The 22,729-nt window shown below is 64.5% G+C and carries 25 protein-coding genes; 15 read left to right on the top strand and 10 right to left on the bottom strand.

Going from position 1 to position 22,729, the window contains the following annotated elements:
* Positions 1-8 precede the first annotated feature (8 nt).
* The 5 genes from CH305_RS08025 to CH305_RS08045 all read left to right on the top strand — a co-directional run bounded on the left by CH305_RS08025 (position 9) and on the right by CH305_RS08045 (position 4,407).
* Complete coding sequence (locus tag CH305_RS08025) at positions 9-1,418, top strand: PPE domain-containing protein (RefSeq protein ID WP_052058531.1); 1,410 nt, start codon at positions 9-11, stop codon at positions 1,416-1,418.
* A gap of 2 nt (positions 1,419-1,420) precedes the next feature.
* Positions 1,421-2,167 (top strand): ESX secretion-associated protein EspG, encoded by a 747-nt coding sequence (locus tag CH305_RS08030; protein ID WP_094703345.1) that lies wholly within the window; start codon positions 1,421-1,423, stop codon positions 2,165-2,167.
* A gap of 84 nt (positions 2,168-2,251) precedes the next feature.
* On the top strand, positions 2,252-2,851 hold the full coding sequence (locus CH305_RS08035; RefSeq protein ID WP_094703346.1) for a hypothetical protein: 600 nt from the start codon (positions 2,252-2,254) through the stop codon (positions 2,849-2,851).
* The gene (locus CH305_RS08040; RefSeq protein ID WP_032378705.1) at positions 2,851-3,078 is read left to right on the top strand and encodes a helix-turn-helix transcriptional regulator; all 228 of its coding nucleotides are present in this window, start codon (positions 2,851-2,853) and stop codon (positions 3,076-3,078) included. The genes CH305_RS08035 and CH305_RS08040 overlap by 1 nt, the downstream gene beginning before the upstream one ends.
* Positions 3,079-3,162: 84 nt before the next feature.
* A complete protein-coding gene (locus CH305_RS08045; RefSeq protein ID WP_256983607.1) occupies positions 3,163-4,407 on the top strand; it encodes a TerD family protein in 1,245 nt (414 codons plus the stop codon).
* On the opposite strand, the gene CH305_RS08050 is transcribed toward CH305_RS08045, so the two are convergent.
* Together CH305_RS08050 and CH305_RS08055 are read right to left on the bottom strand one after the other, a co-directional pair.
* Entirely contained in the window at positions 4,382-5,833 is a 1,452-nt protein-coding gene (locus tag CH305_RS08050; RefSeq protein WP_094703474.1) for a glycosyltransferase family 87 protein, read from the bottom strand. The genes CH305_RS08045 and CH305_RS08050 overlap by 26 nt on opposite strands.
* A 113-nt stretch (positions 5,834-5,946) precedes the next feature.
* Positions 5,947-8,034, bottom strand: a complete 2,088-nt coding sequence (locus CH305_RS08055) for a transglycosylase domain-containing protein (protein WP_037152039.1) — start codon at positions 8,032-8,034, stop codon at positions 5,947-5,949.
* On the opposite strand from CH305_RS08055, the gene CH305_RS08060 reads away from it, so the two are divergent.
* Complete coding sequence (locus tag CH305_RS08060) at positions 7,985-8,248, top strand: hypothetical protein (RefSeq protein ID WP_179278225.1); 264 nt, start codon at positions 7,985-7,987, stop codon at positions 8,246-8,248. The genes CH305_RS08055 and CH305_RS08060 overlap by 50 nt on opposite strands.
* Positions 8,249-8,766: 518 nt before the next feature.
* On the opposite strand, the gene CH305_RS08065 is transcribed toward CH305_RS08060, so the two are convergent.
* Positions 8,767-9,198 (bottom strand): DUF5318 domain-containing protein, encoded by a 432-nt coding sequence (locus CH305_RS08065; protein ID WP_170944655.1) that lies wholly within the window; start codon positions 9,196-9,198, stop codon positions 8,767-8,769.
* A gap of 100 nt (positions 9,199-9,298) precedes the next feature.
* Between CH305_RS08065 and CH305_RS08070 the strand changes: the two genes are divergently transcribed.
* The 6 genes from CH305_RS08070 (at position 9,299) to CH305_RS08095 (ending at position 14,149) form a co-directional block, all read left to right on the top strand.
* Positions 9,299-10,114, top strand: coding sequence for a DUF1707 domain-containing protein (locus CH305_RS08070; protein WP_242640240.1), 816 nt, complete (start codon positions 9,299-9,301; stop codon positions 10,112-10,114).
* 25 nt (positions 10,115-10,139) lie between these two features.
* A complete protein-coding gene (locus tag CH305_RS08075) occupies positions 10,140-10,979 on the top strand; it encodes a DUF1707 domain-containing protein (RefSeq protein WP_094703348.1) in 840 nt (279 codons plus the stop codon).
* Positions 10,980-11,101: 122 nt separating this feature from the next.
* Positions 11,102-11,305, top strand: a complete 204-nt coding sequence (locus CH305_RS08080) for a hypothetical protein (protein WP_143545262.1) — start codon at positions 11,102-11,104, stop codon at positions 11,303-11,305.
* A 12-nt stretch (positions 11,306-11,317) separates the two neighbouring features.
* A complete protein-coding gene (locus CH305_RS08085; protein ID WP_094703350.1) occupies positions 11,318-12,316 on the top strand; it encodes a helix-turn-helix transcriptional regulator in 999 nt (332 codons plus the stop codon).
* Between the two features lie 167 nt (positions 12,317-12,483).
* A complete protein-coding gene (locus tag CH305_RS08090) occupies positions 12,484-13,074 on the top strand; it encodes a PadR family transcriptional regulator (protein WP_094608899.1) in 591 nt (196 codons plus the stop codon).
* Positions 13,067-14,149 carry an inositol-3-phosphate synthase gene (locus CH305_RS08095; protein ID WP_032378712.1) on the top strand — a complete coding sequence of 361 codons (1,083 nt, stop codon included), beginning with the start codon at positions 13,067-13,069 and terminating at the stop codon, positions 14,147-14,149. The genes CH305_RS08090 and CH305_RS08095 overlap by 8 nt, the downstream gene beginning before the upstream one ends.
* 142 nt (positions 14,150-14,291) lie before the next feature.
* Here CH305_RS08095 and CH305_RS08100 read toward each other — a convergent pair whose 3' ends face one another.
* The gene (locus CH305_RS08100) at positions 14,292-14,642 is read right to left on the bottom strand and encodes a nuclear transport factor 2 family protein (RefSeq protein WP_032402750.1); all 351 of its coding nucleotides are present in this window, start codon (positions 14,640-14,642) and stop codon (positions 14,292-14,294) included.
* A gap of 108 nt (positions 14,643-14,750) precedes the next feature.
* On the opposite strand from CH305_RS08100, the gene CH305_RS08105 reads away from it, so the two are divergent.
* Both CH305_RS08105 and CH305_RS08110 read left to right on the top strand, forming a co-directional pair.
* A complete protein-coding gene (locus CH305_RS08105) occupies positions 14,751-15,185 on the top strand; it encodes an MmcQ/YjbR family DNA-binding protein (protein ID WP_032402749.1) in 435 nt (144 codons plus the stop codon).
* Entirely contained in the window at positions 15,176-16,060 is an 885-nt protein-coding gene (locus CH305_RS08110; protein ID WP_094703351.1) for a LysR family transcriptional regulator, read from the top strand. The genes CH305_RS08105 and CH305_RS08110 overlap by 10 nt, the downstream gene beginning before the upstream one ends.
* On the opposite strand, the gene CH305_RS29015 is transcribed toward CH305_RS08110, so the two are convergent.
* The 4 genes from CH305_RS29015 to CH305_RS08125 are packed head-to-tail and all read right to left on the bottom strand — an operon-like array spanning position 16,044 to position 19,373.
* Positions 16,044-16,217: a hypothetical protein gene (locus tag CH305_RS29015; RefSeq protein ID WP_165430164.1), complete on the bottom strand. Its 174-nt coding sequence runs from the start codon at positions 16,215-16,217 to the stop codon at positions 16,044-16,046. The genes CH305_RS08110 and CH305_RS29015 overlap by 17 nt on opposite strands.
* Complete coding sequence (locus CH305_RS08115) at positions 16,214-17,035, bottom strand: carbohydrate ABC transporter permease (protein WP_032367661.1); 822 nt, start codon at positions 17,033-17,035, stop codon at positions 16,214-16,216. The genes CH305_RS29015 and CH305_RS08115 overlap by 4 nt, the downstream gene beginning before the upstream one ends.
* Positions 17,032-18,078 carry a carbohydrate ABC transporter permease gene (locus CH305_RS08120; protein WP_176458182.1) on the bottom strand — a complete coding sequence of 349 codons (1,047 nt, stop codon included), beginning with the start codon at positions 18,076-18,078 and terminating at the stop codon, positions 17,032-17,034. Before CH305_RS08120 ends, CH305_RS08115 begins: the two co-directional genes overlap by 4 nt.
* A gap of 14 nt (positions 18,079-18,092) precedes the next feature.
* Complete coding sequence (locus CH305_RS08125) at positions 18,093-19,373, bottom strand: ABC transporter substrate-binding protein (RefSeq protein ID WP_032402747.1); 1,281 nt, start codon at positions 19,371-19,373, stop codon at positions 18,093-18,095.
* Positions 19,374-19,562: 189 nt separating this feature from the next.
* On the opposite strand from CH305_RS08125, the gene CH305_RS08130 reads away from it, so the two are divergent.
* The gene (locus tag CH305_RS08130; RefSeq protein WP_094703476.1) at positions 19,563-20,381 is read left to right on the top strand and encodes a DUF2786 domain-containing protein; all 819 of its coding nucleotides are present in this window, start codon (positions 19,563-19,565) and stop codon (positions 20,379-20,381) included.
* Here CH305_RS08130 and CH305_RS08135 read toward each other — a convergent pair whose 3' ends face one another.
* Both CH305_RS08135 and CH305_RS08140 read right to left on the bottom strand, forming a co-directional pair.
* Positions 20,382-21,194: a MerR family transcriptional regulator gene (locus CH305_RS08135; RefSeq protein ID WP_094703477.1), complete on the bottom strand. Its 813-nt coding sequence runs from the start codon at positions 21,192-21,194 to the stop codon at positions 20,382-20,384. It lies immediately after the preceding gene.
* 265 nt (positions 21,195-21,459) lie between these two features.
* Positions 21,460-22,725 (bottom strand): MFS transporter, encoded by a 1,266-nt coding sequence (locus CH305_RS08140; RefSeq protein WP_094703352.1) that lies wholly within the window; start codon positions 22,723-22,725, stop codon positions 21,460-21,462.
* Positions 22,726-22,729: the final 4 nt, after the last annotated feature.

The following is a 22,729-nucleotide window of genomic DNA, read 5'->3' on the forward strand; positions in this document are numbered from 1 at the left end:
GGGTGGGTATGGCGGATCCGTATGCAGAACTCCAACAGCAGGTGCAGGCCATCATCGATCACGGGCCTGCTGCCGGCTTCGGTCCTGAGGCCGTCAATTCGCTCATCGAGAGCACGTTCTCGAAGAAGAACGGTTCGTACGGATACGCGGGCGAGTACGAACCGAACGAGGTCGTGGTCACCGAGCCGTTCGACGTGATGAAGCACGCGGAGATCGTGCAGAAGGTCAACACGCTCGCCGCGGAGTCGATATCGACGTCGTCGCAGAACTGGAACGACCTGGCCGCCGCGGCCACCGAAGGATCCGACAGCTTCCGGAACGGGATCGAAGGCGCGATGAGTTCCGGCTGGTCGGGGCCCACCTCCGCGGCCGTGCGGGGCGGGATCGGCGACTACACGTCCTCGGCCACGGCGCTGTCCACCGCCATGACGATGATCAGCAACAAACTGCTGGAGGCGCACGCAGGATTCACCCAGACCAGGGCTGCCGTACCTCCGATCGTCGACATCGGCGTCGGCGCGAGCATGCTCGAGTCGTCGTTTCCGAGCGGACTGCCGTTCGCCGATTCCATCAAGGAAATAGCGCGCCTGCACGACGAGCAAGAAGAGCAGGCACGCCAGGTCATGCGGTCGGTCTACGTGCCGGGGGTCCTGCAATCCGACGCCCAGGTTCCGGTGCTACCTGCGGCACACGACCCCGTCGCCGACGGTGGCGGTGGCGGTGGCGGTTCGACCGCAGGCTGGGGACTCGGCGGGAGCGGCGCCGGATCCACCTCGGGTGTCGGTGCGGGATCCGCGGGTACAGCCGACCCGGCTGCAGCTCGGACACAACCTGGTGGCGCGGACCCTGCCGATGCCGGGCAACCAGGGATGGGATCGGGCCAGCCCGGATCCGGGCAAGCGGGATCGCTGCCGCCGGCCGACAGTGCCGGCGAGACGCGTGCCGCATCTGCTTCCGGACCCGGGTCTGCCGGCGGCGCAGGTTCTGCCGGCGGCACCGGCTCTGGGGGTGGCGCTGGTTCGGGGGCCAGCGCTGGTTCCGGCAGCGGCTACGGCGGCTCTGGTTACAGCGGCTCTGGTTACAGCGGCGGCTCGGGTTATGCCGGTGGATCGGGTGGCGGTTCTAGCTCGGGATACGGCGGCTCCGGTTATGGCGGCTCCGTTCTCGGCTCGCCGATCGGCGGCACCGGGACCACCGGCGGCGGACCGGGCGGTAGCGGATCGGGCAGCGCAGCAGCGGCCGGACGTGCAGGGGCGCACGGCACACCGGGAATGGGCGGCATGGGGGCAGGAGGCGCGAGGGGAGCCGGCGACAACGACACCGATCATGCGACTCCCGGTTACCTGGTCGACGTCGGCAACGGTAGTGAACTGATCGGTGAGCTGCCTCTGGTCGCACCACCGGTACTCGGCGGCTGAGCATGACGAGCTGGACCATGGACGGCATCGATTTCATGATGCTCTGCAGTCGATTCGGACGAGACCGACTGCCGTACCCCCTGGCTGTCACCGTCGACGTCGACACCGAGGACCGGTACCAACTTCTGCGGCGGGAGGCCTCGGCGAGAATCGATGCCGTGCTGGACGACAACCTCGGGGCGGCTCTTCGCACCCTCGTCGACCCGGTTGTTCGCATCGAATGTCGCGGCGACACACGCGATCCTCGCTACGGAACCATCCGTGCCCACGCGGCGGTGCGCCACGATGTTGCCGCAGTGCTCACCCAGCAGCCGGGACCCGACGCCACTTCGGGCGGTGCCGTCACGATCTCGTTGACCAGCCCTGCCCAGGCACCTGCCCGTGTTCTCGCATCCTTTCCAGCCAATGCGGTGGGCCGACTACCGACCATGCGACTCCAACGATCCACTGCCACAGCAACAACTACTGAGAGGCATCTGTCCACCGCGACCCGAGGGGCCACCGCGGACGAGCAGTTCCGGACCTTCTTCCACCGCCCTCGGTCCGCGGTCGGTGAAGTCATCGTCGCGCGCGGTAAGACGTACGACAACCGACGCGACACCGACGCAGTCGCGTTCTTCTGGATGGACTTCGAGCGGGACGGCCGATACATCGTCTACTCCGAGGACACCATCGACATCCTGCCGGCCGATACCGCCGGCTTGGCCTCGGAGATCGGTCACCACATGGCGGTCGCGCTGCGACGGTAATGCCGGCCACCCCTTGACACCCTATCGATAAGCGATAGGTTATCGATATTCGTTGTTATCGACTATCGATATGGAGGCGGCGGGATGGCATACGGACTCGGCTCGGCACGAACCAACAAATGGACGATGGTGTTCTACGCGGCGGTGGCCGTGGGATGGTCCGGATGGAAGGTATGGAAATACCACTCCGCGGACTACGTCCTCGCGAGGTTGGAACTGCGGCCCGGCATTGCGCCCGCCGAACTGTTCGGTGGCCAGTTACAGCCGGGCAACGCGATCGAGCTCAGCGTGCCGAGATCCGACATCGTCCGACTGCTGGGATTCATCGACGTCATGCGGTACGGGTCGATCGTCATCGGAATGGTGATCATTCTGGTGGGCCTGCTGTTCGTCTACCGCTTCTGCGATCGCGTGATAGTCGGTGACCCGTTCACCAACGCCACCCGCACCGATGTGGCTGTGATCGGTGTCTGCATCGCCGTGTATCCCGCAATCACCGGATTCATGAACCTGCTGAGCACCAATTCGGTAGTCGGAGCACTGGAGCTCTCCGACATCGTGAACTCGTCGATTTCGGCCGTCGGCCTGTACACAGCCGTCGTTGTCGCCGTGTTCCTGCAGTTCGTCTATGCCACGATCACCCAGGGCACTAAGCTCGCTCGCGATGCCGAAGGCCTGGTCTGATGGCGGAGGAGTTCGTCGACCATCTGGTCGTCTGCCATCTGGGCGAGATCCTCGACGCCCGCGGCATGACGCTCGCCGAGCTCTCGCGTCTGGCCGGAGTCAGCGTCGTCAATCTCTCGGTGCTCAAGAACGACCGAGCCAAGGCCATCCGATTCTCGACCCTCACCGCGGTGTGCCGGGTGCTCGGCTGCACACCGGGCGACCTGTTCACCCTGCGCCAGATCTGACGCCCGCTCGGCCACAGCAGTCGGACAAATCGAACAAGTACATTGGATGACGGTAACCAGCACTTCGAGAGAGAGTCCATCACATTGTCTGCTCCGGCCGGTCAACCGTTGTCCAAGGGTCAGAACGGCCCCCTCACCGTCGGTGACGTCGTCGTCTCCATCGCGTTGGCCGTGCCCGCGGACCTGTCTGCACTACTGGTCACCGACGCCGGGAAGGTTCGGACGGACGCAGACTTCGTGTTCTTCAACCAGCCCACCGGCCCCGGCGTACGCCTCGAGCCCGGCCAGGGCGGTCCGGCCCGGCTCGCAGTCTCGCTCGCCGCCGTTCCCACCGACATCGAACAGATCCGCGCGGTCATCACCCTCGACGACGCGTCGAGCAACTTCGGTCGATCCACCGCTCCCGTCGCGCGGGTCAGCGACACGGCCGGAAACGTGTTGTACGAGTACACAATCGATGGGTTGAGCTCGGAGTCGATCGTGATCGCACTCGAGATCTACCGTCGCCAGGGCAGCTGGAAGGTGCGAGCCGTCGGGCAGGGTTACGCGGGCGGATTCGCCGCATTGGTGACCGACCACGGTGTGTCCGTCGACGACGCCCCTGCTCCGGCACCGACGCCTCCTCCCGCGCCGACGCCTCCTCCCGCTCCCGCCACTCCACCGCCTCCTGCTGCTGCGCCGCCGGCACCTCCCGCCGCACCGGTCCGCGCCGAGGCTCCGGAAGTCAGCCTCACCAAGGCCAAGCCCGTCAGCCTCACCAAGGGCCAGAAGGTCACTCTCCGCAAGGACGGCGGCGTCGCCCTGACGGTCATTCGCATGGGCCTGGGCTGGGACCCGGTGACCACTCCCAAGAAGGGCGGCCTCTTCGGCGGCGGCGGCCGCGCCGCGAACATCGACCTGGACGCGTCCGCGATCATGCTCGCCGACCGCAACGTCAACGATGTCGTCTACTACGGTCAGCTCAAAGCCAAGGACGGCTCGATCGTGCACCAGGGCGACAACCTCACCGGTGAGGGCGAGGGCGACGACGAGGTGATCGTGGTCGACCTGACGAAGGTGCCCCAGCACGTTACCGGCATCGTCTTCACCGTCACGTCGTACCGCGGTCAAACGTTCGAGCAGGTAGCCAACGCATTCTGCCGCCTGGTGGACAACACGACCAACACCGAGCTGGCGCGGTTCACCCTGCAAGGGGGCATGCCGTTCACCGGCTTGGTGATGGCCAAGGTGTATCGCCAGGGCAGTGAATGGAAACTACAGGCCATCGGTGACGGCATTCAGGCCAAGCACGCCGGTGAAGCCGTCAAACAGCTCGGCCGCTATATGTGACCTTGCGGGCAGTAGTCGTCCGATCTGCAGCGCCGTCGAGAACGCCACCGAGCGGGTCGACGGTGCTGCCGTTTCGAATGAGGTCTTCGGACGGCCGGTAGATCTGTCGAATGATCAACGCGCACAACCCGATCACGGCGACATCGCGCACCACGACAGCTGCGGTGAACCACTGTTCGGGCACGCCCTTGTTCTCCACGCCCAGGTAGTAGTACATCCGCGGAAACCAGACGAACGCGTCGATTGTCATCCACGCCAACAGTATTCGGCGATGCGGTAGTGCCAGTACAGCCAGTGGAACCAGCCACAGCGAATACTGCGGGCTCCACACCTTGTTGGTGAGCAGGAAGCCGGCCACCACCAGGAACACCAACTGCGCGAGCCGCGGCCGCACCGGGGCCGTAGTACCGATGTAGGCGATCACCGCACACACGATGGCGAACAACACCAGCGTCACGGCATTGAGGATCAAGGGCTTGGCGCCTGCGTACAGCGGACCGTCGAAACCGGGCCAGCCGGTGAACGAGGTGACCACGTTGTACAGCGAATCCGGATCGGCCCCGCGCTCGGAGTTGAGCCGGAAGAACTCGTACCATCCCGACGGATACAGCAGTGCGAGAGGAAGATTGACGGCGAGCCAGGCTCCGATCGCGGCGCCGGCGGTCAGGCCCCACTCGCGCATCCGTCCGGTGCGCCAGCACAGCACCAACAGCGGACCGAGGAACAATAAGGGATAGAGCTTGGTGGCACCGCCGAGTCCGATCAGCACACCGGCGAGAACCGGCCGCTTCTTGGCCCATGCCAACAGACCGGTGAGCGCGAAAGCCGCTGCCAGAGCGTCGAAATTGGTGAAGCCGTGCACGATCACCAGCGGCGACGCAGCCACCAGGGCCGCGTCCCAGATTCGCCGTCCGGCGGCTATTGCCGTGGCCCATACGGTCACCAGCCAGGCGACGGCCAGCCCCAGGGCAACCACGTTGAAATACACGACGACGGGCAGGGCCTGGGGAAGGAAACTCAGCGAGTTCCACACCTTCCCGACGACCATCGAGCCGTACTGGTACAGCCCCGCGAGCACCGGGTACTCCATGTACCGAACCTGGGTCGAGCCGTCGGCCTTGGTTTCTTCCCAGGACTTCTTGTACGGGAACGCACCCTGGTCGAGTCGCTCGGCACCGTAGAGCGGCACGGTGTCCGAGTAGCACATCGCCACGTACTGCCGGCTGCCACTCCAATCCAGTCCGAGCTCACCGCCCGGGCCCACCGGAGCCTGCTGAATGCACGCGGCTTTCGCGAACCAACCGAAGCACAGAAAGACCACCGCCAGCAGCAGGATCACCCGCAATGCGGTGAACCACCGTTGCCGTCCGATCACCGCGTGTCGTCCGACCGGACCGCCGATGACCGAGGACAGTTCCCCGGTCATCGGATCGGTCCGACTGGGTAGATCTCGGCCCGCTGCGCTCGCCGAGTCGAGGCGACCGGGGCTCGCCAATGCTCGACCCTTGCGGTCGGGTTCGGTCGTCACCGGTGGGGTCGCTACTGCCCGGGTGTAGCCGGTTCGGGCGCTGCCGGTGCTGGTGCCGGCTCAGCCGGTGCCAATCCGGGCAGCGGGATCGTCACGCCGGGCAGAATTTCGACCTGCCGTGGAGTGATGACGACCGGCGGGGAGATTTCCGTAGGAATCGGCAATGTCACCTGCGGCGGAGCGGACGGTGCCGCCGTGGTGGTCGGAGCGGGCGCCGAGTACTGCGGGACGCCTGCCTGACCGGCGATGGCCTCGGGCGTCGGGAACGTCTCGTTCGAGGTGCCCTCCAGCGTCCCGTCCATCGTCGCCTTCCAGATGTCCGACGGTATGCCCGATCCGTAGATCGGACCGCCGTAACTGTTCTCGAGCGGCAGGCCCTGTTCGGTACCGACCCACACCGCCGTCGACAGCGACGGGGTGTAGCCGACCATCCACGCGTCCTTGTTCTGACCGGTGTCGCCGAGCTGCGCGGTACCGGTCTTGGCGGCCGACTGACGACCGCCTGCGAGGTTGTGGCCGTTGGAGTATCCGGCGATCGGACGCATCGCCGAGGTCACGTTGTCCGCGACCGCCGCCGAGACCACCTGCTGGCCCGCCTCGGGTGCGCGGTCGAGCAACACCGTGCCGTCGGCCGTGACGACCTTCTGTACGAAGTGCGGGGTGTGGTACACCCCGGACGCCGCGAGTGTCGCATAGGCCGAGGCCATATCGAGGACCCGAGATTGGTACTGGCCGAGCACGATTCCGTAGTTCGGGCCCGCGTTGTCGGGCTCGGTCAACGTGGGGCCGACGCCCTCGATCTCCTGCGGGATACCGAGTTTGTGAGCCATGTCCGCGATGGCCTGCGGGCCGTTGTCCATGCCGAGCATCATGCGGTAGAAGCTCGTGTTGAGCGACCGCTTGAGGGCCTCGGCGATGGTGCAGGTTCCGCAGGATTCGCCCTCGACGTTGCTGATCTGGATGCCGTTGACGTCGAGCGAGGAGCTGTCGTACATCTTCGACAGCGGAATGCCCTGGTCCAGGGCAGCGGCGAGGCCGAACACCTTGAACGAGGAGCCGGTCTGCAGGCCCGATTGCGCGAAGTCGAATCCGCGCCCGTCCGCGCCGCCGTAGTACGAACGGACCGCGCCGCTGCGCGGATCGATCGACACCGACGCCGTCCGCAATTCCGACGGCTCGCCTTCGAGGTTGTTGTCCACGGCCTCGACCGCAGCTGCCTGCGCCTTCGGATCGATCGTCGTGGTGATCTGCAGACCCTCGGTGTTGAGGTCCTGCTCACTGACCCCGGCAGCGGACAACTCGCGCAGCACCTGGGCCTTGATCAGTCCGTTGGGACCCGCGTCGTCCGCATCGCCGGAGTCCACCTGGGAGCTGGGGATCCACGGCGGATACTGCATCGCGGCTCGCTGGGTCGCGTCGAGCTGGCCCTGCGACACCATGCCGTCGAGCACGTAGTTCCAGCGCGCCTGAGCACCCGTGGGGTTGAACTCGGGATCCAGACCCGAGGGCTGCTGAATCGTCGCGGCCAGCACGGCACCTTCTTCGACCGAGAGCTGATCGACGGACTTACCGAAATACGCCGTCGACGCGGCTGCGATGCCGTACGCGCCACGACCGAAGTAAATGGTGTTCAGATAGGCCGCGAGAATGTCGTCCTTGGACCACTGCCGCGCCATCTTGGAGGAGATGACCAGCTCGCGCATCTTGCGCGTCAGCGTCCGATCGTTACCGACCAAGGCGTTCTTCACGTACTGCTGGGTGATCGTGGAACCGCCGCCTGCGCTGTCGCGTCCGAGCACGTTGTCCCGCAGAGCTCGGCCGAATCCGGTCACCGAGAATCCGGGGTTGGAGTAGAAATCGCGGTCCTCGGCCGAGAGCACGGCATTGCGTACGTGCTCCGGGATCTGGTCGATCGTCACATCGGTCCGGTTGCCCTCGGGGGGCACCACCTTGCCGATCACGCTCGTGCCGTCGGACGCAAAGACAGTGGCGACCTGGTTGGTTCTGAGGTCACCGGGACGCGGTACGTCGACCAGCGTGTACGCCACCATGAACGCCAAAATCGGCACGATCAGACCCAAGGCGATCAACGCGTACATCGTGCGCCGAACAACCCGCCACTTGGACTTCTTCTTCGTTTTCGCGGCGGGACCTCTTTCGGGCGGCTCGGGCGGTTCGCTGCCCGAGGAGCTGACTGATGGATCGTTCGGTTCGTGTGGCGGCGGGACGGATCCCGATCGGGTCACTCCGGCCGCAGCGGCTGCCGGCCCTGCTGCGGAGCGCGCAGCGGGCGTGACCGGTGGCTCCCCATAGCGGCGCTCACCGGGGGGCCGACCCTGGGGCGGTAAGGGACGCTGGCCTGACGCTGGTCCCGGACGCTGCCCAGGCGGAGGCATAGGAGGCCGGCCCTGAGGCGGCATCGGCCGCTGACCCGGCGGAGGACCAGGACGCTGCCCGGGCGGAGGCATCGGAGGCCGGCCCTGAGGCGGCATCGGACGCTGACCGGGCGGAGGTCCGGGACGCTGTCCCGGGGGAGGTCCGGGTCGCTGACCGGGGGGAGGAATAGGTGGCCGACCCTGCGGCGGCATCGGACGCTGGCCGGGCGCAGGCATCGGCCGCTGCCCGGGCGGCGGTACCGGGCGACGTCCGGGCGGATCGGAATGCCTGCTGCCGCGCGGGGGCCCCGGCACGTCGGGACGCCGTCCGGAGTCGCTGCGGCCAGGTTCGTTGTTACCGGGGTTGTTGTCGTAGGGGGAACTCACGTACAGATCTCCAGTAATTTCGGCGGCCGCGTCGACTTCTCGCGAAAAGGCATCAGCCGAGCGATTGTGTCACTCACTCGCGGTACGACGGTTCGGTTGGCGGGAACCCGATCGCGGACGACGGGGTTGCTTGGGTGCGGGGACGGCCCCGAGGACATAGGACTGGACGAGGTGGTTCCAGCTGCAGGAGCGGCACACCTCGACCACGTGGACCGAGAATTCCTCCTGGGTCGCAGCGAGCCGAACGAGTTCGTCGGCCGTTCGCGCCGACCCGGACAGCGCACCGAGCTTCTCACCGAAAACCCAGGACACCAAGGTGAGCTGCTCTTTGCGGCAGATGGGGCACACCACATCGCTACCGCGTCCGTGGAACTTGGCAGCGCGGAGCAGGTACGGATCCGCGTCGCAGACCGCCGCGACACCCGTCCTACCGGAGTAGACCTCGGCCAGCAGCGACCGACGCTGAAGGGCGTAGTCCACCACCTGTCGCTGAAGTCGCACGAGGACCAGAGTACGTGCGCCCCCTCCGATGGGGACCTGCGAACCCCCGCCTCGACGACGAGCGGCCCGCGTTCGAGGCCCGAGAAACTATGCTCCACCTGTGCCGACGCGACTGCCGCCCACCACAAGGGCGCGTGATGTGGATCGCTCCAATACCTGCGCCACATTGGACGAGGCGCTCGCCGACGGCCAGCTGTCCGATTTCGAGCACGCGGCAAGAATCGACTTGGCCAAAGAAGCCGAGACGATCGCCGATCTGCACACCCTCATAGAGGACCTGCAGAACGACACCGACTTGCAGCCGATGGCCGATCCCATCGAGCTCAAGCATCCGATCGCGACGGCCAAGGGCTCCCGACTGGGCTTCATGACCGTCGCGGTGCCTGCAGTTGCCGCGCTGGTGGCGCTCACCTTCGGTATTCGCGCCTGCTCGAGCACAGAGGACCCGGCCTCGAGTCTCGGGACGGCGGGGTACAAGAATCCTGCAGTCGTCGCAGCCATCGTCGATGCCCTGCAACAGAAGATCGGCACGTCGGTGGTCGACCGCCTCGGCCTGTACGACGACTACGCCGTCATCGCGGCACCCGCACCCGGGCTGCCACAGAAGCAAGTCAGTTACACCTATCGCGACGGCGTCATCGACGACTACGACGACAATTTCTCGAGCACGCGCGACTTCGACGAACCTCAGATCGACCTGGCGACGATCGATCTGACCACAACCGCGGGGATCATCGCCGGTGCCTCCGAGAGCCTGAACATGTCACGCATCGACAGCTACAGCGTCAGCTTCTACGGCAGCGACAACGGGCCCGAGATCTACGTCTCGGCCGAGAACACCGACAAGGAAAGCGGCAACCTCGCATTCGATCCCGCGGGCAACTTCCTGCGTGTGACTCCGTTTTCGTTCGGCTGATCACTCCCGAGAGGAAGCCCGCAACATGGACCGACGACCCGACTTTCGCGCTCGCGAAATAGACCGCGCGCTGACCGCCACCGTGCTGGATACTGCATACGCCGACGGCCAACTCACGTTCGACGAGCACCGCCTGCGCAGCGAACGGGCGCGGGTAGCCGTCACCCTGCGCGACCTTCGACGCCTGGTCTCCGACCTGCAAATCGAGATCGACCTTCCCGAACCGGCTCCGCGAACCGTCGAACCGAAAAACCGGCTACTCCTCGCACTCGGCTCGGTCGTCGTCGTCGCTGTCGCACTGGTGGTGTTCCTGACGACCAGGAACGGCGAAGAACCGGTACCGGCTTCGGCCGTCATCGCGTCCACGACAACGAGCAGAGTCGTCCCTACCGTGACGATGGACCTGCCGGTGGACGTCACCCCGATCGTTGCCCGTCCCTTCGTGTTCGACACCACAGCGGGACTGGACGATTTCAGAGAACGATACGTAGAGCGTTTCGGTAGCTCGCAGGTTCTCGAGGTGTTCATCCAGCTGAACAACAACCGTGCCGATGTCTATCGCCCGACGGCGGAGGGCCGGCGCGAGCGAGTGTTCGTCGCCGGAGGTTTCGAGGTGGGTCTCGATACCGAGGCTCCCGATACCGACGACGCCACCTTCGATTGGGCCACAATCGATTCTGCGGTTCTGGCGGGTCTCGTTGCGGGAGCACCCGAAGCCGTGGGAGTACCGAACTCCGTCGTCGAGTACATCATGATCACCGAAACCCGCGGCAACCAACGCATCTCGATCAGCACCAGCAACGAAGACGCCCAGGGCGGACGCGTCGAGGCGGACTTCGCGGGCAACATCGTCTCGGTCAGATAGGACGTTGCAGGTCCTGGCCTTCGACTGGAAACCACCGTCGCTTCCGCCCGAGACTTCCCGACGATGTAGGTGCCCTCTAAATCGATTCCCTGCCCGTCGCCCCTGGGCGTTCAGTGAACGGCATGAACACGTTCCACCACCTGACCGCGGACCCACCCGCCGCGCTCGTCTACACACGGATCGCGGACTTGCACGACGCGGCGCGTGCGGAGCAGATCGACCCGATCGCTCGTCGCCCGCGGCTCCTGTCCCGCCTGGTCGATGGCGTACTTCGGTCGAGGCCCGACCACCGTCCACGCTTGCGGCATCGCGCTACGTCGGTCTAGCGTCGCAGCACGATGATCACCTATCGGCTCGGCGTCGACGATCTGGCTCGCGTGCGGCTGGCGTACTCGGCGATGACCGAAACGGCATTGAGTTTGTGGGCGCTGGTGCTGGGGCCGCAGGGCAGGTTTCATCTGACGGACTGGCATGAGCAAGCGCGGAATGCCGAAGCGCACTACGACGCCGAACTGGTGCGCGCACTCGTATCCCCCTCCGGAGCACGGATTCCTGACTTCATCACACCGCTGCCCACCGACAAACGACTCGGTCTCGAGGAGGAGTGCGAGCTGATCGCGACGTCCGATCCGACTGTCGTCGCACACGACCTCATGACTGTGTTCGAGGGTCGTCCGCCGCCGGCGGCGCTGGCCGGAGTCTTCGATGACCCGCAGGGCGCAGCGCAGGTCGTTGCCGACGCCCTCTACGACTACCACCGCGCAGCAATCGCTCCATACTGGTCGGCGATCAACCGAGTCCTGGAGTCGGACATCATCTTTCGCGGCAGAGAGTTCGCGCAGCGAGGTACAACGGGGTTGTTCGACGGGCTCGGTAGCTCTATTCGGTTGCTGGACAACGGACTGCTGGAAGTGCACTTGACGACCTCGTCCGTCGGCGACGGGTCACCTGACGACCGAGGACTGGTGCTCACCCCGTCGGTTTTCACCAAGAACGTGACGGCAATCTGGAACCAAGCGTCACCCGGCCACTCGTGGCTGTCGTATCCGGCCCGCGGACAGGGAACGATGATCGGGGAGTACACCCCACTCGACCGAGGTCCTGCACTCGCGGCGTTGGTCGGAAGCGCGAAGGCCGAGCTGCTGCTCGCGCTTGCCGAGCCCGCATCCACCTCCCAGCTCGCGCACCGGTTCTCCGTCACGCCGAGCGCCGTCTCACAGAATCTTCGGGTGTTGCGCGACAACGGACTGATCGAGGGCTCTCGACACGGCCGGTCGGTGTTGTACCGGCTCACGCCGCTCGGAACACAGATGGCGGCACTGCATCGAGAAGATTGATAACCCACCTGCCCGCTTCATCGCTCGATTCGACCTCACAACAGCGTCTCGGCACGACAAAACCGGACACCGGCTTGTCATCCAATGTATCGGCGCGATACATTCTTCGATAGTGCAGTCAATCGCATCGCCATGTTGTGTCGTTGGAATCGAGAAGGGGGAGTTGCATGCTCGAGCTCGCAATTCTCGGCTTGCTTCTCGAATCACCCATGCACGGCTACGAGCTCCGCAAGCGGCTCACTGGCCTACTCGGAGCTTTTCGAGCATTTTCGTACGGATCGCTGTACCCGGCACTCCGTCGACTTCAAACCGACGGTCTCATCGCCGAGGACGCCGGTCCCGATTTGCTCGTGAAACGACGAGCAAAACGGGTGTACGTGCTCACCCCACTCGGCAGGGAACGCTTTGCCGAACTGGTGGCCGACACCGGACCGCAGAACTACACCGACGACGGATTCGGCGTACATCTGGCCTTCTTCAGCCGGACCCCGGCGGAAGCTCGGGTCCGAATTCTCGAAGGCAGACGTCGCCAGGTCGAGGAGCGCCGAGAAGGCCTCCGCGACGCAGTGGCCAAGGCGAACGGGACTCTCGACCGCTACACCCGGCAGCTACACCAGCTCGGTCTCGAATCGAGCGAACGCGAGGTCCGCTGGCTCAACGAAGTCATCGCGGCCGAGCAGGCCGGCCCCAACCCAGCACCGTCCCACTCAGCACCGAACCGGACAGTCAAGACAGAAGGAGAACCCGACCATGGGTGAGAACAACAACGCAATCCGCGTGGCCATTGTGGGTGTGGGCAACTGCGCCTCATCCCTGGTCCAGGGTGTCGAGTACTACAAGGACGCAGACGAGAACGCCACCGTTCCCGGCCTGATGCACGTGATGTTCGGCAAGTACCACGTCCGCGACGTCGAGTTCGTCGCCGCGTTCGACGTGGACGCCAAGAAGGTCGGCTTCGACCTCTCCGAGGCCATCTTCGCCAGCGAGAACAACACCATCAAGATCGCCGACGTGCCCCCGAGCACGGTCAGCGTCCAGCGCGGCCCGACCCTCGACGGCATCGGCAAGTACTACTCCGAGACCATCGAGATCTCCGACGCCGAGCCCGTCGACGTTGCACAGGCCCTTCGTGACGCCAAGGTGGACGTGCTCGTGTCCTACCTGCCCGTCGGATCCGAAGAAGCCGACAAGTTCTACGCACAGGCATCCATCGACGCAGGCGTCGCCTTCGTCAACGCACTGCCCGTCTTCATCGCCAGCGATCCGGTCTGGGCCAAGAAGTTCGAGGACGCAGGCGTCCCCATCGTCGGCGACGACATCAAGAGCCAGGTCGGTGCCACCATCACCCACCGCGTCATGGCGAAGCTGTTCGAGGACCGCGGCGTGCAGCTCGACCGCACCATGCAGCTCAACGTCGGCGGCAACATGGACTTCCTCAACATGCTCGAGCGCACCCGCCTCGAGTCGAAGAAGATCTCCAAGACCCAGGCTGTCACGTCGAACCTCCAGAAGGAGTTCAACGCCAAGGACGTCCACATCGGACCGTCGGACCACGTCGGCTGGCTCGACGACCGCAAGTGGGCCTACGTCCGCCTCGAAGGCCGCGCCTTCGGTGACGTTCCCCTCAACCTCGAGTACAAGCTCGAAGTATGGGACTCGCCCAACTCCGCCGGCGTCATCATCGATGCAGTCCGCGCCGCCAAGATCGCCAAGGACCGCGGCATCGGCGGACCGGTCATCCCGGCTTCCGCATACCTGATGAAGAGCCCGCCGAAGCAGCTGGCCGACGACGTCGCCCGCGAGCAGCTCGAAGCGTTCATCATCGACGCATAAGTGCCTGCGGCTGTGGTGTGACCGAGTGTCCCCGGCGGCACTCGTCCGCACCACCACGCAGAACGCCCGCCGGTCCACTAGATGTGACATTGACCCCCGAAAGGGCCACCAAATGTCACATCGAGTGCCGGCGGGCGTTCGCTTATCCCGCGGCGATGATGTCGCGCGGATCGAATGTCACCTTGATTTCCATGATTTTGCCGTTCTCGATTCGCTGCCAGTTCGCGGTCGCGGCCGGCGGTGCGATCGACGTGTGCAGGTCGAACCACGTCAGTACGTTCGGGCCATCCACGAAGACGTGCGCGATGTCGATATCGGTCACGATCTGCGACATTCCCTTCAATCCAGCCACACATTCGGCACCGCTGGCCGCTGTGCCGAGTGGCCCACGAAACGTTGCGTTCTCGTGCAGGATCGTCGCCAGGGTGTCGAAATCTTTGCCCTTCCAGGCCTCGAAGTAGGTCGCAGCAATTTCTTCGGGTGTCGGTGTCATGACTTCGAGTCTCGATCCGAATGAGTCAGAAGTCCAACAGTTGGTTCCGATAAAGCCTAGAAGTTCTACTCATAGCCGCAGCTAGACAACACGCGCTATCGTTCTCGAGTGGCCATCGATCCCACCTCCCAACATCCGGTCCTCGAACGCGTCCGGACACTGGCGTTCGCCTACCCCGAGGTGACAGAGAAAATTTCCCACGGCAGGCCGACGTTCCGTACAGCCACGGTGTTCGCCTACTTCGGCGGTGGCGTCAAAGGTGGTGACCAGTTCGATCTGTCGATTCTGGTCAAATGCGAGAGCGCCGAGGAGCAGCGGGCCTGCGAGCTCGAACCGCGCTACTTCCATCCCGCCTACCTCGGTCCATCAGGATGGGTGGGATTTGACCTGAGCAGTGACCGCAACGGCAAGGCCGATGACGACGTCTGGGCCGAAGCCGCCGAACTGATCGACTGCAGCTACCGCGTCACGGCACCGAAGCGCACTGTGGCGAGGCTCGACGCCGGCGAGGGTCCGAATCTTGGAGTCCAGCAATGGAACTGAGACAACTCGAATACTTCGTGGCCGTCGCAGAGGAAGCGAACTTCACCCGAGCCGCGGCCCGCGTGCATATCAGCCAGTCGGGGGTCAGCGCTCAGATCCGTTCGCTCGAACGAGAACTCGGTGCCGAGTTGATCGACAGGTCCGGCGGCACAGCCACGTTGACGACGGCCGGCAAGGCTGCTTTGACGCAGGCTCGCGCCACACTGGCCGCAGCCGGATCCGTCAAACAGTCCGTCGACGACGTGACCGGGCTACTGCGCGGCTCACTGAGCATCGGTATGGTCACCGCTTGCACCGTTCCACAACTGTTCGACGCGTTGGCGCGCTTCCACGCGGCTCATCCCGGCGTCGAACTTGCACTACGCGAAGACAATTCGGACCGCCTGGCGGGCGCTGTTCGCACGGGAGATATGGATCTCGCGCTGGTAGGTGTCGCCGCCCGCAGCCCCGACGGGCTCGAATCGATGGTCGTGATCGACGAGCGGATCGTCGCAGCCGTTCCGGCGGAGCATCCACTGGCTGCGCAGAAGGAAGCGACACTCGCCGAAGTGTGCGAGTACCCCGTCGTCGCCTTACCATCGGGTACCGGCATTCGTGCGGTGTTCGACAGGGACTGCTATGGAGTAGGTCTGACTCCGTCGATCACATTGCAGGCCAGCGCACCTGACGCGGTGGCCGACCTCGCTGCCCGCGGTCTGGGGGTGGGGATCCTCAGCCGATCGTTGGCGGAGTTCTACGGCGACAAGCTCGTCGCAGTCGAGCTGACCGACTCACACACCGCCGCCATGCTGGCCCTGGTGTGGCGCAGTGCGATGAGTCCTGCACTGACCGAACTGGTGTCCGTGGCGACGGCGAGTTTCAGCGAATCCTCTTGACGACGAACCACAGTGCGACAAGCAGACCGAGCAACGTCACGGACGGTAGTACGCCGGGATTTCCTCCGATGATCCCGGCTACGGCGAAACCAAGAGCTACCAGCGCGAAGAACCCGAGAATGCCTGCCAACAACTGTAGATGGTCCTGCGCCGTCACGACTTGACGCCGCCCGCCGTCAGTCCGGAGATGATCCGGCGCTGGAACAGCAGCACCATGATCACCAATGGAATCGCAACGATGGTGCCCGCGGCCATGATCGCGGCATACGGCACCACCAGCGGATCGTTGCCGGTGAACCGCGCGATGGCCACGGTCACCGGTTCGGTCTTGTCACTCGAGAGCTGACTGGCCAGCAGGTACTCGTTCACTGCTGCGATGAACGCGAGGATCGCGGTGGTGAACAAGGCAGGTGCGGCAAGTGGGAGCATCACCAGGCGGAATGCCTGGAAACGTCCGGCACCGTCGATCCGCGCGGCTTCTTCGAGTTCCCAGGGCAATTCGGCGAAGAACGCCGCCAGCGTATAGATCGTCAACGGCAGGACGAACGAGATGTTGGGGATGACCATCGCCTGGTAACTGCCGATCCACCCGATGTTGGTGAAGAACTGGAACAGCGGGGTCACCAATGCGACGACGGGGAACATCGACGCACCCAGGATGATGCCCGTCACCACGTACTTGAAGCGAAAGTCGATGCGGGAGAGCGCGTATGCCGTGAAGATGCCGATGACCAACGCGATCAGCGTGGTCGCGCCGCCCACGATCAGACTGTTGCCCACCGCACGCAGGAAATTGTTGCCGTTCGCCGTCGACAACGCGTTCTCGAAATTTTCCCACGTGACATGGGTCGGCCAGGGCGTCGTGTCGAAGGTGTAGCGCGGGTCGCGGAATGCGGTGACGACCATCCAATAGAACGGCGCCAGTCCCCATACGAGAATGACGACGACACCGAGATAGATGCGAGCCTGCTTCATCGGCCGGGCCCCTTACGCTGATTGTCCTGAGTGGCAACGGCATTGGCACCGAGAAACTTCACCAGGATGAACGCCACGACGAATATCATGATGAACGAGATGGTCGACAACGACGCCGCGCTGTTGAATCCCTGCCGGATCTGATCCACCACCAGGATCGAGATGGTTCGTGTGGCGGGGTTGCCCTCGGTGAGGATGGCGGGCAAGTCGTACATACGCAGCGCGTCCATCGTGCGGAACAGAATCGCGACCATCAACGCGGGCTTGACCAACGGCAGCGTGATCTTGGTGAAACGCTGCCACGCCGATGCCCCGTCGACGCGAGCAGCCTCGTAGACGTCGGCGGGAATCATCTGCAACCCGGCCAGAATCAACAGCGCCATGAACGGCGTCGTCTTCCACACGTCGGCGATGATGACCGCAAAACGAGCGGGCCACGCGTCGCCGGTCCACAGAATGTTCGTTCCCAGAATGCGATTGGCGATGCCGTCGTACGCGAAGATGAAGTACCAGAGCTTGGCCGTGACCGCCGTGGGGATAGCCCAGGGGATCAGGATTGCCGCGCGCAGCAAAGCGCGTCCGGCAAAGGTCTTGCCCATGATGACGGCCATCCCGAAGCCGATCACCACCTCGATGGACACGGTCACCACCGTGAAGAACGCCGTGTTTCCGACCGCACCCCAGAACTGAGAACCGAGGGTCCCCGGCGGGCAGGGCACCAACGTGCCCGACGCCGAGGTGCACTGCTGCAGAATCCAATGCGTGTAGTTGTCGAAGCCGGCAGAACCACCGGTGACGAACATGCCGGTAGCGGGATCGAGACCTGGATCCTTGGAGAAGGACATCACCAGAGCTCGGATCACCGGGTAGACGATGACGATTGCGAGGATCACCATCGTCGGTGCGATCAACAGCCAAGCCCGACCCTGCGTCAGGCCGAAGCGCTTGTTCTTGGACCGCACATGCCGACCGCGGCCGGGGGACGAGCCCCCGGCCGCGGTGGTTGCGGCGGCCCCACTGGTCACACCAGCAGGTACAGCCATTGGTTCTCCCGAAATCAGTTGGCGCCGGCGGTTTCGATACCGGCCTGCATGTCCGTGATCGCCTGGTCCACGCTCTTCTCACCCTTGATGGCAGCAGAAACGTTGTCCTGCACGGCCTTCGAGACGGCCGGGTAGAACGGGGTGACGGGACGCGGAACTGCATTCTCGATGGAGGCCTTCAACGCGGGAAGGTACGGCATCGCGGCGATCAGCGCGGGATCGTCGTACAGCGACGAAAGCACGGGTGGCAAAGCACCCTCGGCGATGATGCGCTGCGCCTTCTCGCCCTGCATGAATCGCAGGAAGTCGGCCGCAGTGGCCTTGTTCTCGGAGTACGCGCTGATCGCGGCGTTGTATCCGCCGAGCGTCGAGGTGCCCACTCCGGTGACTCCGGGAAGCGGTGCGACCGCGTACTTGCCGACCACAGCCGAACCTTCTTCTGCGGCGGTGCCGTAGACGTACGGCCAGTTGCGCAGGAACAGCGTCTTTCCGTCCTGGAACGCCTGCTGGCTGTCGGACTCCTTGAAGGTGGTGTCCTGGGCCGGGATGACGCCGGTCTCGAACGCGGTGACCAGGGTCTGCAGTCCGGCCTTGGCTTCCGGGCTGTTGACGGTGGGGGTCTTGCCGTCTTCGGCCACGATCGATCCGCCGTGCGCGTTGATGATCTCCGACGCGTTGGCCGTCAGACCCTCGTAGGGGGCGAATTGCCCGGCGTAGCAATCGATGTTGTTGTCGCGGGCGACCTGGCAGTCCTCGGTGAGCTCGGCCCAGGTGGTGGGTGCCTCGGGGAGCAGATCACTGCGGTAGTAGAGCAGTCCGCCGTTGGTGTTCTTCGGTGCGGCGTACTGCTTGCCGTTGTAGGTGGCACTCGCGACGGTCGCGGGCAGAACGCCTGCGTTGTCGAGTGCGAATTCGCCCTCGAGCGGCACGAGCCAGCCCTTGGCCGCGAACTCGGCGGTCCAGACGACGTCGAGTGCCATCACGTCGTAGTCGCTCTGCTGTGCCTGGAGCTGCTGAACGAAGTCGTCGTGAGCCTGATCGGCGTCGGCGGACTGTTCCTTGAAGGTGACCTGCTCGTCGGGGTGGCTGGAGTTCCACTCCGAGACGATCTGCTGGACGACACCGGTCTCGGTGGTGTCCTGGCCCTCTACATAGGTGATAGGTCCACGGCCGTCGGCGTTTTCGGATGCAGCACCCGAATCGCCGCTCGAACCGCTGTCGCTCGAACATCCGGTGAGCGTCAGCAGCGTGGCTGCCGTTGCAACCACCGCCACCTTCGTGATCAAAGACGCCATGTGTTCTCTCCACTTACTTCTACGCGGTGGTATGCGCCCGGAGATCGGCATGCAGAATCGTGCAGTGATGCTCCCCCGACACATATGTCGATGGGTACTGTGGCACACAACTCACCGCGTGGTGGTCATTATCGCGTTCCTGAATCGGTCAACCCGGACGTGTCGGAGGTGCCCGGTACCCTTTCGCTCATGAGTTCGGACAAGATGCTGACGCGAATCGGCGGATTGCTGCGCCAGGCGGAGTCCACCGACAACCCCCACGAGGCCGAGGCCTTCATGGAGGCTGCTCAGCGTTTGGCCACGTCGGCGTCGGTGGATCTGGCCGTGGCGCGTTCGCACAGCGCATCGCGCGAACGGCAGGCGACGCCTACCCAGAAGGTCATCCCCATCGGTGAACCCGGCAAGCGTGGGCTCAAGACCTACGTTCAACTGTTCGTCGCCATCGCCCATGCCAACGACGTCCAGTGCGATGTGTCCCGATCGTCGACGCAGGTGTTCGCCTACGGCTTCGACTCCGACATCGAGACCACCGAGGCCCTGTACTCCTCGCTACTGATCCAGATGGTTCGAGCGTCGGACGCGTACATCAAATCCGGTGCCTACAAATCCGAGACGGCCATTCGTACCGTAACCGAGATCAAGAATCGTCGACGCTACACCCGGCGCGAGGAAGTGCCCGTCTCTGCCGTGACGGCACGGTTGAACTTCCAGACCGCGTTCGCCGCTCGAATCGGTCAGCGACTCGGCGAGGTGAAGAAAGACACCGAGGCCAAAGCTATCGCTCAGGAACAGCAGGGTGCCGGTACCGCATTGGTGTTGCGCAACAAGGAGGTCGAGCTACGCGACTACTATCGGCAGACCTCGACTGCACGAGGCCACTGGCGGGGCCAGAGCGCGAACGCCGGGTACTCCGAGGGTGCCCGCAAGGCCGGAGATCGAGCGGGACGAAACGCGAAGATCGGTGCGCATGCCGAACTCGACGGCGCAAGCCGACAGCTGGGTCGCTGATCAAGGCGCGGTCGACGTCGCCGTGAACACCGGCCATCCGATTTCCGTGCGCCACAGCGTCGAATTCGCGGTGTCGCGCGGCCCGACGACGTAGACCTCACGTACCGGCCCCGCGATGGCGAGGCCATTGGTCTCGACGTACACCCCGAGCGCGCCGTACGTGACGTCGATGTCGTCGTGCGGTCCGTGGTGGATCGTCACGGCAAGTTCTTTGGGATGCAACGTCATCGGCCGAATTCTGTTCAGAGACGGCGCATCCGATGTTGGGACATACACGGTCATCACCCCGCGACCTTCGGTGAACAGCTCGTTGTCGTAGAGCCCGCCCGGAGGTCCGGTGACGTCGGAGACGGTTGCGTCGATCTCGGCCATCGCGTCGGAGTACCACACCAGCGCCTCGGACGCGTCGACCACCTCGGAAACTGCTGCCACCGAACACTTCTCGGTGAGTATGCGCCGAACCTCGATAGTCGGCGGGGTCGGATCCAACAACCGGCGAAGTGCCGTCACCGCGGATCGGGTGTCGTCCAACTGCCTCTCGAGCCGAGTGAGGTGCTCGGTGATCAACCGGGCCCGGGCGTCGGGATCCGGTGTGGTGACGATCGCCCGTACCTCGCGCTCGGGCATCTGCATGCTGCGGAACCGACTGATGATCTGCGCCGTCGCGACCTGATGCGTGTCGTAGTACCGATAACCGGAGAAATCGTCGACAGACGCAGGTTCGAGCAGCCCCGACTCGTGATAGCGGCGCAGCGTCTTGACCGACAGGTGCGTGATCCGAGAGAACTCGCCGATCGTCAGCAATCCGTTCATGTCCACATTCTGACCCCTCCCCCTGGGGGAGAGTGGACTCTCCCTGTCTGGGAGGGGTGCTGGGTTCGTGACCGAATCACAGATCATCGGCCGCTACTTCGAGCTCGCGGCATCGGCGGACTCGGGTGTGGCCGGTCGTTCGGCGAACGCGCGCGCGTTCGCCAGGTGCGCGCAGATTCGCATCGAATCGGAAGCGAACTCGCTCGCGTATGACCAATGCGCGCGCGTTTGCGGGAATGGGGAAGCGGGCGATGGGGGATGCGGGTCAGTCGAGACGAGCGAGCACCACGCGAAGGCCGACGACACTGGCGATGGGGAACAGCGCAGCGACCAGCCATGGGGTGGCTGCACCCCAGCCGGTGTCGGGGGAGGCGTCGATCACCGCACCTAGCGCGATCGATCCGACCAGTACTCCGATGCCACCGAGTGAGGCCATGAAGCCGTAGTACGAGCCCAGTCGACGTTCGGCGGCCATGCGCGGCACCAGGTCCCGGGCCTGGGGCATGGCAATCATCTGACCCAGAGCGAGAAGCAACACGAACAGTGCCGCCGGGATCAGACCGACCCATCCGTGCAATTCGAGCGGTGCAGCAGCGGCGACGAGAACGAAAGACGCTGCCATGACGGCGAATCCGATCGGCAGCGTGAGCCGCGGTGCCGTACCCGCAACGCGTCGGGTGATCGGCATCTGCGCCGACACCACGAGTACCGCCGAGATCGCGAAGAACCACCCCAGTACCGTCTGCGATCCCCACGCCCGCTCCACCTCGAGGGGCAGCAGTAGATACAGCTGGTTGTAGGCCACCAGTTGCGCGCTCATCGCCACCGCGAACAGCACAAAAGTTCTGTTGCGCACCACATCGGTCCAGCCCGAGAGCCACGGATCGTCGCGGTGTTCGCCGGGCTCACGTGGCAACCATCGGATGTGTGCGGCAATGACGAGAACAAAAATACCTGCGGCGACGAGGCACGCGACCCGAAAGTCGACCAACAGCAACAATGATCCGACGAGTGGGCCAGTGAACGAGCCGATCTGGCTGCACACCGACATGAGCGCGAACGTCTCCACCCGAGTGACGGAGCCACTGCGCTCACTCTTGCCCGCCTCGATTGCGACCGCGGATTCGACTGCGGGAGAGAACAATGCGGCCGCAAATCCGATCGATACCGTGGCGATCAGCACCGCCGGCAGCGAATCGGCGAACGCCAGGCCCACGAAGCCCGCCACCCGTAGTACACAGCCGACGAGGACGACCGGTTTGATGCCCCATCGATCGGCGAGGGTGCCACCGACGAAGAACAGTCCTTGCTGCGAAAAAGTTCTGATTCCGAGCACAACTCCGACGAGCGCCGCCCCGAGTCCCAGATCGGACGTCAGATGCACCGAGAGATACGGCAACACCATGAAAAAGCCGATGTTGAAGGTCATCTGGGTGAGTACGAGAAGTCGGACGGTGGGGGTGGCCCGCCGTAGATCGACGAGAAACGACCACCGCCATCGCGTCGGCGACTTGTCGGTCCCCGTGCTCATGTAC

This window comes from Rhodococcus sp. 15-649-2-2 (assembly GCF_002258645.1).
In the GTDB taxonomy this organism is placed as follows: Bacteria; Actinomycetota; Actinomycetes; order Mycobacteriales; family Mycobacteriaceae; genus Rhodococcoides.